Source organism: Nocardiopsis akebiae (assembly GCF_018316795.1).
GTDB classification, from domain to species: Bacteria; Actinomycetota; Actinomycetes; order Streptosporangiales; family Streptosporangiaceae; genus Nocardiopsis; species Nocardiopsis dassonvillei.
Map to the genome: position 1 here is coordinate 4,525,453 of NZ_CP074132.1, position 8,760 is coordinate 4,534,212.

An 8,760-nucleotide genomic window follows, 5' to 3' on the forward strand; every position below is an offset into this window, starting at 1 on the left:
GAGCTAGGGAGTCGGCTGGGTGTGGGGACGTGCGGTGGCCGTGGCGTCGACGGTGGTCGAGCCCATCGGCAGGAGGGTGAAGGAGTAGTCGACCGAGCAGGTCACGGTCACGGTGTCGCCGCTGACCGCGACCGTACCGGCGGCACCGGCGGCGCTGAGGAAGGACTGCGCGGCGGCGGAGGCCGCCGAGGGGTCGAGGGCGACCTCGCTCGTGCCCTCGCGGTAGGAGGACCAGTCGAGCTGCTGGACGCCCGCCCGGGCGGCCTCCTGGGCCAGGGTGGCGGCCTCGTTGCGGGCGCGCAGCACTCCGCCGCCGTCGGTGACCAGGCCCAGGCAGAGGAGGAAGGCAGCCGCCATGACGACGACGAACGCCGTGGCCTGACCCCTGTCGTCCGTGCGTCTCACGGCTGCCCCCTGAAGGTGTCGACGACGACGGTGGCGTCCCCGGTGACTGCGAAGGTACCTGGAACGCTCAGTCCGGTCAGATCGCTCAGCCCGACCCGGCACTCGACCACGGCGGTGACCGCCCCTCCGGGGGTCAGTCCGCCGTGGTCGAGGGTGACGGAGTGATCGCCGCAGACCAGACCGTTCTCGGCGAGGGAGCTCGCCGCGGTGCTCGAAGCGGCCCCCTCAGCGGAGGCGACGCTGCGTTCGAGGGAGGCCGCCCGGGCGGCGGAGTGCGCAACCTGGTCGGCGGTGGAGTTGGCGTCCGCCACCCTCCCGGCGAGCACCATGAGCATGGCGAACGCCAGGAGGGCGGGAGTGAGCAATGCCAGTTCCGCCGAGGCAGATCCGCGGTCCCCCTGAGCCGTTTCGGCGGGCTGTCGAGAACTCACGGGGTAACCTCCGCAGGAACGAAACGCTCCACGGGCGCGGTGACCTCGTGGCCCACCGGCCAACTGAGGCCGGGGATGATGCTGGGCACCTCGGCGTCCACCACCACACGCACCTCCTCCGCACTGCGGTTGACGGACACGTCGAGGCCGGAGAGGAAGGAGCTCCCGCCGCTCTCGGCCACCGACGTGCCGCCGCCCGCCGTACGCGACTGTTCGGCGGTCCTTCGAGCGATGTCGGCAACGACGTGATCGCCGTGCATCCACAGAGCCATCTGGATGACAAGGAACACCAAGAGCAGCATGAGAGGCGCGGCGACCACCATCTCGGCGCTACCGCGGTCATCCCGCCAAGTGCGCAAGGTTAGCCACCGAGAACCGACCCGGCTCGTTCCATTACTGCAGTGGTGATGATGCCGATCGCTCCGCCAGCCATGATGACGAGCAAGGCTGTGACAATAACTGTCTCGGTGGAGTAGCCGTCGTCCCTCCGGCTGAACAGCAGAGAACTGAGGTAGGCGGTGATGCGCTGCATCAGAGGTCTCCAAGGTGCGTCGGGGTTTCATGAGCTGAACAGAATGTGACTCATCGCCGGGTAGCCCAAGAGAGCCAGAAACCCAGCGAAGAGCAGGACTACCGGCAAGCTCATCCGCTCTGTGGCGGATTGGGCTTGGGCATCCATCTCGGACAAGAACTGGGTACGCAGGGTCTTGGCTTTAGCAGCCAGTGAACTGCGGATACGCGCGCCGTCGGCCCCAGCAAGCTGCAGGCTAGCCGCGAGTTCAGCGAACTCGGAGGTGTCGTAGCGCTCCCCGAGGTCACGCAGTGCGGCCCAGGGCGGCTGACGCATGAGTATCGCCTCGCGCAGGCTCTCACGAATGCGAACCATGGCCCATCCGTTACCTGCAGCACCGGCGTCAGCCAGAGCGCCGTTGACTCCCGCCCCTCCAGCAAGGGACACCACGACCAGGTCAGCGAAACTCGCCAAGGCGCGACGCATCTGTTCTCGACGCTTACCCGCCTCGTCACGTAGAGACAGGTCGGGGGCGAACCAAACGATCAGAGCGAAGGCCACCCACATAGCTCCGGCGATGACACCTGGCAGTACAACACCTGTCAGGGAAAGCATGCCGCCTAGTAGCGGAGGGAAAGCAAGCCCCAGCACCAGAGCAGTGGACTTCTCAGCGAGGTAGGAGGCCGGTGAACGCTCGCACACCATCAGGTTGCGTCGTGTGCGGGGTCCAGGCATGCCGAAGCCTTCAAGAATCGGGGCGCCGAACTTTCCCAGTCGCGTCAGTACCCCGGTGTCTGGGCCCGCGACAATGACGGGCCGGGGAGGAGGCGGCGCGGCCAGACGTTCGGCAAGCGTGGGACCCGCCCAGCGAGCCGCGAAGAGCGCCCATAGGGCCAGTCCGAGAGCAGCACCCGCGAGAGCGGCGGCCAGGACAGGGTTCATCGGGCGGCCTCCGAGGTTCGGGAGGGAGCAGGAGCAAGCACACGCGGTCCCAGGTCGAAACGAGACATGTAGGAAAGCCAGACCAAGGCACCCGCCCACAGGCCACCGATACTGGCGAGCACCAACTGACCGAGGAGGCTGTCGAACGGCTCCATGTACTCTCCGTTCAGCAGCAGCAGGAACGCTGCCATACCCAGGGTGGCGCCGACGATGATCCGCGTGGACGTACGCAGCCGCGCACGGCTCGCCGCCACACGCACCAGCATCGCCGCCTGCTCCCGGGCCGCCTCGGACAAGGTTCCCAGTAGAACGCCCAGGTCGGTGGCGTGCCGGGTGGCAGCTGTACTCAAAGCAGCGGCCACCAGATCAGCGGTGGGGTTGTCCACCTCGTCCGCGAAGGCCCGCAGCGCGCCCTGCGTGGACTGACCGGACCGCAGCCGCTCCGCCAGCCTGGTGACCGGCTCGCGCACCGGCTCGGGCGCGATGGGCACCGTGGCGGCCACGGCCTGGTGCAGACCGGCCGCACCGGCCATCAGGTCGCGCAGCATCTCGGTCCAGGCCGCGACGGCCTCGACCCCCGCCACCTGTTTCTCATGACCGCGGTCGGGACCCAGCACCGCCGGGCCCCACCAGCAGCCCGCGGCGGCGAGCACACCGGCCACCGGCCACCCGGTGGCGAACCAGACCAGCAGGCCGCCGACGATCGCCGCGACCAGCCTCAACGGGCGCTGGCGGCCGAACAGGAGCGCGCGCCACCGCGGAACCCGCGAGGTACGCGAGTTACCACCGGACGCCGCCAGCGACGCCAGGGCCAGCCACAGCCCCGCGCCGAGCAGGACGCCCGCGGCAGCGACGAGCAGAACAGGAGTCGTCACCGCGCCCACCCCACCGTCTCCGGGTTCAGCATCGCCGGGTCGAACCCGGCCTCGGCCAGGGCGTCGAGCGTGTTGGGGCTGGGCGGCGCCGCGGGCAGGGGCCCGTTGCGGTCGCGCCGGTAGACCTCGTTGGAGACCACGTTCTGCCCCTCGGCGCCCACCACCTCGCGCACGCTCGTGACCATGCGCCCGCCCGTGGGCAGCGCCGACACGTGCACGACCAGGTGCACGGCGGCGGCCACCAGGGACGCGGTGGCGTCCAGGGGCAGGCGCTCGGCGGACTGGGCGGCGTAGGCGCCCAGCTTGGTGAAGGCGCCCGCGGAGTTGGCGGCGTGCAGGGTGGTGAGGCTGCCGTCGTTGCCCTGGCTCATAGCGTTGAGCAGCGGAACGGTCTCGTGGCCGCGCGTCTCACCGACGATGACCCGGTCCGGCGACATGCGCAGGGCCGTGCGCACCAGGTCGGCGATGGTGATCTCGCCGACGCCCTCGACGTTGGCCGGTCGGGCCTGGAGGGCGACGCAGTCGGGGTGGGCGTCGCGGTCGCGGTCCAGCCCGAGTTCGAAGACGTCCTCGATGGTGACGAGGCGTTCGTCCACGGGGATCTCGGCGGCCAGGGCCCGCAGCAGGGTGGTCTTGCCCGCGCCGGTGCCGCCGGTGATGACCATGTTGCGGCGGGAGCGCACCCCCGCGCGCAGCAGGGCGACCAGGGTGTCGTCGATCGTGCCCAGTTCGTGGAGCTGTTCGAGGGTGGTACGGCCGTAGCGGTGGCGGCGGATGGACACCGAGGGTTGCCGGGCGACCTCCATGACCGCGTTGAGGCGCTCGCCGCCGGGAAGCTGCATGTCGAGGATGGGCGCTCCCGGGTCGAAGCGGCGCTCCCCCGTGGCGGACTCCGACGCCAGGCGCCGGACCAGGGCGACGACCTCGTCGGGGTCGTCGAAGAGGGAGTCGTGCCGCTCGCGGCTGCCGTCGGCGCGGCGCACCCACACGTGCACGCCGTTGATGTTGATGTTCTCGATCCCGGGGTCGTCCAGGAGCGGCTGGAGGGGGCCGAGCCCGCACACCCGTGCCAGGGCGCCAGCGGCGACGGAGGCCTCGGTGGTGGCGTCGAGCACCTGCCTGCCCTCGGACAGGGCGCGGCTGGCGTCCTCGTCGAGGATCTGGGCGATGACGCGTTCGGCGCGGGCGCGGTACTCCTCGGGCGTGTCCTCGGGTTGGCCGCGGGTCTCCTCGCTCAGCCGCCGGGTGGCCTCGGTGACGGTCCGCTCCACGCGGTCGGCCACTGTGCGTGCCCGGTCGGTGTCCAGGAAGTAGCCGTCGGTGATGTCGTATCCGGCGTCGTGTCCGCTGCTCATGCGTGGACCCCCGTCGCCTCGGGCGCCGGCGCCGGGACTCCGGTGCCGTCGGCCCGCTCAGCGGGGCGCGCGCCCTCGGCGAGGTCCTTCGCCAGGCGCGCCGCCGCCTTGAGCAGGGGCCTGCTCTGCGGCTTGCGCGGGTTGGCCTCCCCGCGCAGGAAGGCCGCGGAGCGGGCGTCGTCGGGGAGCCGCCCCCACACGCCCGGGCCCAGCGCGCCCACGATCTCGCGGACGTTCCCGGAGCCGCCGACGACGACGGTGCGCAGGCGCGGCAGGCTGCGGGTCAGGGCCTCGGAGGCCTCCTTGGCCCGGCGCAGCTGCGCCAGGTCGTCGGCGACGAGCAGCAGGGCCTCGTCGGCCCACGCGGCCAGTCCGGCGGCGGACGCGCCGGGGGTCAGGCGGCCCAGGTCCAGGACGACCGCGGGCCCGTCGGCGGAGACGAGCACGCCGGGGTTCTGGGCGAGCAGTCGCACCGCGCCCTCGGCGCGGTCGGCGGTGACGGGCGCGTGGCACACCGACAGCCCTCCGGGGAGGATCTGGGTGTGCGCGGCCAGGTCGGCGGAGGCCCCGCCGTGCCGGGCCGCGGCGGCCAGGCCGGTCAGGCCGGGGTCCGGCTGGAGGCGGCGCCAGGTGGCGACGTCGCCGCCGGAGGCGTCGGTCTCCACCAGGACGGCTCCGGCCCCGCCGGGCCAGACCGCGGCCAGCGCCATGGCCGCGCAGGTGACGCCGGGTGCTCCGCCCAGGGAGAAGAGCGCCACGGTCCGGGGCATCACGCGCCTCCCCGGGGGTTGACCTGGACGACGCTGACCCGCTCGACGGCGGCGGCCGAGGCGATGGCGGCGGCGTCGGCGGAGGAGGCGACGAGTTCGAGTTCCACCGAGCCGTCCTCGGCGGCGGAGGGCTGGACGTCGCGCACGAGCGCGCGGTAGGCCTCCACGCCGCCGCCCGTGGCGCCCTCCTCGGGGTGGACCACCACGGAGACCGCGGCGCCGGGGCCGATCGAGGCGGGGAAGCGGCCCACGCGCAGGGCCACGCCGAGCACGGCGCGGTCGCGCTCGGGGAAGGCGGCCTCGGCGCCCAGGGCCGCCTCGGGGAGGAGGCCGCCCTCGGTGACGGGCACGGTGAGGGTCTGGCCGACGGTCGCCTCCAAGCGGTCGGCGCCGACGAAGGAGACCCCGTCGGCGACGGAGATCCGCGCGACCCGCAGGTCCTCCGCGGTCACCACGTGGCCCGCGGGCAGGTCGGTGTCGGCGACGAGCACACCCTGCCGGTCGTCCATCTGCTCAAGGGCCACCACGCCGGTCAGGCCGCCCGCGGTCATCATGCCCAGGGCCAGGACCAGCCACCGCCAGCGGCGGGGTCCGCTGCCCAGGAGCCGCACCGGAGGGGTCTCACCCTGCCTCGGGGCGGCTGCGGGGGCCGGTGCCGTCTTCGTGTCCACCACGTCTGTCGTCTTCTTTCGGTGTTAGCGGTTGCCGGTGCCGGTGACCAGGCCCTGGGATTCGTCCACCTGGAGTTCGACCTGCGAGGTCGTGGTGACCGAGTCGAGCGCGCCCGTCTCGCCCCCGGCGAACTCGCCCTCGGAGAGCTCCCAGCCCACGTCCCAGCCGACCTGGACGGAGACGGGGTAGACACCGCCGGGCTGACTGGCGGAGGGCAGGGTGTAGACGTGCCCGCAGTCGGGGGAGGCCGACTCGGGGTCGTGCACGGCCGGGTCGAAGGGGGTTCCGGGGCCCTCGCAGCGGATCTGCGTGCCGTCGCCCAGGTTCCAGACGGTGGACGTGGGCGTGGCGGTGACCGTGAGGGACCAGTCCTGGACCTCGGCGGAGGCCTCGGCGGCCTCCCAGTCCTGGGACTCCACCCACAGCCACACGGGGGTGTTGACCAGGACCAGGGAGCCGCTGCCCGGGGAGGTCTCGATCCGGGGCGGGGGCAGCTCGAAGTCGGCCATGGACTCCTGGATGAGGGTGACCGGGTCGGTGGGGGTCTCCCCCTCTCCGCTGTAGTCGATGGCGTCCCAGTCGATGGCGTCCCAGTCCACCTGGGACCAGTCGATCGCGTCCCAGTCGATGGCGTTCCAGTCGACGCCGTCGGAGGGGGCTGCCGGGGCGCCCGGGTCGCCGGAGCCTCCGGAGCCGCCGGAGCCCTGCTGACCGGCGTGGGTCTGCCACCAGCGCAGCAGGATCGAGCAGCCCAGGCCGCCCGAGCTGCCGCACTCGACCTGGCCGAGGAAGGAGCCCTCGTCGGCCTGCGCCGGAGTGGCGACGGCTCCGGCCGCCAGCAGGGTCAGTACCGCGGCCGTGGCCGCGGGTCGTACGAGTCTCAGCATGATCCCGCTTCCCAGATCCTGAGGTCGGACACGCGCCAGGCGAGTCCGTCGTGAACGAGTGTGGCCTCGACGAGGCGCGGACCCTGCCCGGAGGAGCCGCCCACGCCGAGGTTCCACGCGGAGTCGTCGAGGCAGTCCTCGACCGTCGCGTTGTCGGGCCCCTCGACCGCGGCGACGGGGTCGAGGGCGGGTTCGCCGGTGACCTGCGCGCCGGAGGTGCGGGCGCCCTCCAGGGCAGCGCTCATGAGGGCGTAGGCGCCGCCCACGGCGTAGTCCTGGAGTTCGGGGGGAACTTCGCCGCCCTCGTGGGAGGCGGCCACGACCGTGTCCCACATGCCGGTGTAGGCGGCGAGCGCCGCGGCCTCCTCCTCACCGGACGGGGCGGCCGGGGTGCTCGGTGCGGCCTCCGCCCCTGAAGCAGAGTCATCGGAGGACGCGCAGCCCGCGGCCAGGGCGAGGACTGCGCAGCATACCGCGACCGCCGCCGCGCGCGGGACGGCACCGGTTCTTCTCGCGGCTGTCGTCATCGGTGCGTTCTCCACTGCCTTGGAAGGGGAGGGGTGGTGCAGCATGGCGGAACCGACCCGGTGAACGGGCCCTTTCCCTTCCGACGAGGGGCGGGGACGGTCTCCTGCGCCGGGAGGTCACGGGACCGGACGCGGAGGCCGTCGAGCGGAACGGGCCGAGGAGGGGATCCTCCGCCCGGGTTGCGGTCCGCCGCGGGCTGGCGTGACCCGAGTCGCGCGGGGCGGAGCCCGAGGACTGACCGAAACCACGTGGTATTGGTTGGGTTTTATCTGTCCTTGCGTGAGCTTATAGAGAAGTCGCCTGCCGTAACAACCCCCGTGCCCCTTCTGTGACTGTCAGCGGGTCGAGCCTACGTACATCCCGGCCTCGAGTCAGCCCGGGAAGACCACACACCTACTTCTCTCCGACAAACACACGCGAAACAACATCTGAACGACATAACAGTCAGGACTCTTTCCCCGCCTCCGGGCCGCGGAACGGGACGGAGGCGGGGCGGAAGAGCCCCGGGGTGTGGAGCGCGACACACCCGTCTGCGTTTCGGACGCGCCGACAGGCGAAGAGGACTCAGACCACGAGCACGCGCGGGCCGCGTCCGCGCAGCCTGCGGACGTCCTCGGGAGCGGTGCCGGTGTCGGTGATGAGGCAGTCCATCTCGCGCAGCCGCGCGAAGCGGGCGATGCGGTCGCCGCCGATCCTGGTGTGGTCCGCCAGCAGCACGACCCTGGACGAGGCCCGCACCACGGCCTGCCTGGTCGTCACCTCCGCGGGGTCGGCACAGGTCAGGCCTCGCTCGGGGGACACACCGTCGGCGACCACGAAGGCCACGTCGACGTGGAGCTGCTCCAGCAGGCGCGCGGAGGAGAGCGTGGTGCCGGCCGCCGCGCTCACACGTCCCCCCAGCAGGTGCACGGAGATGTCGCGACGCGACGCCAGTCCCAGCGCTACGGGGACCGAGTTCGTCAGGACGTTCAGCCCGCAGCCGACGGGAAGCAGCCACGCGATCCGCTCGGCCATCAACCCGGCGTCGAGCATGATCACCCCATCGTACGGCAGTTCCGACAACGCGGCCCTGGCGATCCTGCCCTCGGCGGCCGAGAGCCGCCCCGTTCCGGACGGTGTCGTCGTGGCGTTCGCTCGCGCCGGATGACCGACAGTCGTAACACAACCGCTGAGACCACTCACAAGGTCCTCCGATCCGTCGATGGTCAACCCCTTGACCGAGGAAGCCGTTCTCTCCGCCCGCCGAGCGAATCCGATCGGGCCCTCTGTTTCCCGGCGGAGCAAAGATCCCGGCCAAGAGGGAACGGTATGCGAATACCCCCACTGTTCGGGGGAAATCGTTGCGAAATGACAACATAAGCCCGCGCGGCAGCCTCGGGGAGCA

At 71.9% G+C, this 8,760-nt stretch carries 12 protein-coding genes; all 12 read right to left on the bottom strand.

The features are described 5' to 3' along the window. Positions 1 to 3 precede the first annotated feature (3 nt). The gene (locus tag KGD83_RS19445; RefSeq protein WP_212640542.1) at positions 4 to 405 is read right to left on the bottom strand and encodes a TadE/TadG family type IV pilus assembly protein; all 402 of its coding nucleotides are present in this window, start codon (positions 403 to 405) and stop codon (positions 4 to 6) included. Then, a complete protein-coding gene (locus KGD83_RS19450) occupies positions 402 to 836 on the bottom strand; it encodes a TadE/TadG family type IV pilus assembly protein (protein ID WP_212640543.1) in 435 nt (144 codons plus the stop codon). Before KGD83_RS19450 ends, KGD83_RS19445 begins: the two co-directional genes overlap by 4 nt. Further along, a complete protein-coding gene (locus KGD83_RS19455; RefSeq protein WP_212640544.1) occupies positions 833 to 1,159 on the bottom strand; it encodes a TadE family protein in 327 nt (108 codons plus the stop codon). The genes KGD83_RS19450 and KGD83_RS19455 overlap by 4 nt, the downstream gene beginning before the upstream one ends. A 38-nt stretch (positions 1,160 to 1,197) precedes the next feature. Then, the gene (locus KGD83_RS19460) at positions 1,198 to 1,368 is read right to left on the bottom strand and encodes a hypothetical protein (protein ID WP_212640545.1); all 171 of its coding nucleotides are present in this window, start codon (positions 1,366 to 1,368) and stop codon (positions 1,198 to 1,200) included. Positions 1,369 to 1,395: 27 nt separating this feature from the next. After that, positions 1,396 to 2,289, bottom strand: coding sequence for a type II secretion system F family protein (locus KGD83_RS19465; protein WP_249351954.1), 894 nt, complete (start codon positions 2,287 to 2,289; stop codon positions 1,396 to 1,398). Beyond that, a complete protein-coding gene (locus KGD83_RS19470; protein WP_212640546.1) occupies positions 2,286 to 3,173 on the bottom strand; it encodes a type II secretion system F family protein in 888 nt (295 codons plus the stop codon). Before KGD83_RS19470 ends, KGD83_RS19465 begins: the two co-directional genes overlap by 4 nt. Continuing rightward, positions 3,161 to 4,519, bottom strand: a complete 1,359-nt coding sequence (locus tag KGD83_RS19475) for a CpaF family protein (RefSeq protein WP_212640547.1) — start codon at positions 4,517 to 4,519, stop codon at positions 3,161 to 3,163. Before KGD83_RS19475 ends, KGD83_RS19470 begins: the two co-directional genes overlap by 13 nt. Next, complete coding sequence (locus KGD83_RS19480; RefSeq protein WP_212640548.1) at positions 4,516 to 5,289, bottom strand: P-loop NTPase family protein; 774 nt, start codon at positions 5,287 to 5,289, stop codon at positions 4,516 to 4,518. Before KGD83_RS19480 ends, KGD83_RS19475 begins: the two co-directional genes overlap by 4 nt. Beyond that, complete coding sequence (locus KGD83_RS19485; protein WP_212640549.1) at positions 5,289 to 5,963, bottom strand: SAF domain-containing protein; 675 nt, start codon at positions 5,961 to 5,963, stop codon at positions 5,289 to 5,291. The genes KGD83_RS19480 and KGD83_RS19485 overlap by 1 nt, the downstream gene beginning before the upstream one ends. Before the next feature lie 21 nt (positions 5,964 to 5,984). Then, entirely contained in the window at positions 5,985 to 6,848 is an 864-nt protein-coding gene (locus KGD83_RS19490) for a hypothetical protein (protein ID WP_212640550.1), read from the bottom strand. Then, a complete protein-coding gene (locus KGD83_RS19495) occupies positions 6,842 to 7,375 on the bottom strand; it encodes a hypothetical protein (protein WP_212640551.1) in 534 nt (177 codons plus the stop codon). The genes KGD83_RS19490 and KGD83_RS19495 overlap by 7 nt, the downstream gene beginning before the upstream one ends. A 565-nt stretch (positions 7,376 to 7,940) precedes the next feature. Further along, a complete protein-coding gene (locus KGD83_RS19500) occupies positions 7,941 to 8,408 on the bottom strand; it encodes a DeoR/GlpR family DNA-binding transcription regulator (RefSeq protein WP_249351955.1) in 468 nt (155 codons plus the stop codon). Between the last annotated feature and the right edge of the window lie 352 nt (positions 8,409 to 8,760).

Excerpts from the sequence above, each read along its gene's own strand:
- KGD83_RS19455 (WP_212640544.1), bottom strand. The coding sequence starts at position 1,159 with ATGGTGGTCGCCGCGCCTCTCATGCTGCTCTTGGTGTTCCTTGTCATC.
- KGD83_RS19460 (WP_212640545.1), bottom strand. The coding sequence starts at position 1,368 with ATGCAGCGCATCACCGCCTACCTCAGTTCTCTGCTGTTCAGCCGGAGG.
- KGD83_RS19465 (WP_249351954.1), bottom strand. The coding sequence starts at position 2,289 with ATGAACCCTGTCCTGGCCGCCGCTCTCGCGGGTGCTGCTCTCGGACTG.
- KGD83_RS19475 (WP_212640547.1), bottom strand. The coding sequence starts at position 4,519 with ATGAGCAGCGGACACGACGCCGGATACGACATCACCGACGGCTACTTC.
- KGD83_RS19480 (WP_212640548.1), bottom strand. The coding sequence starts at position 5,289 with ATGCCCCGGACCGTGGCGCTCTTCTCCCTGGGCGGAGCACCCGGCGTC.
- KGD83_RS19490 (WP_212640550.1), bottom strand. The coding sequence starts at position 6,848 with ATGCTGAGACTCGTACGACCCGCGGCCACGGCCGCGGTACTGACCCTG.
- KGD83_RS19495 (WP_212640551.1), bottom strand. The coding sequence starts at position 7,375 with ATGACGACAGCCGCGAGAAGAACCGGTGCCGTCCCGCGCGCGGCGGCG.
- KGD83_RS19500 (WP_249351955.1), bottom strand. The coding sequence starts at position 8,408 with ATGCTCGACGCCGGGTTGATGGCCGAGCGGATCGCGTGGCTGCTTCCC.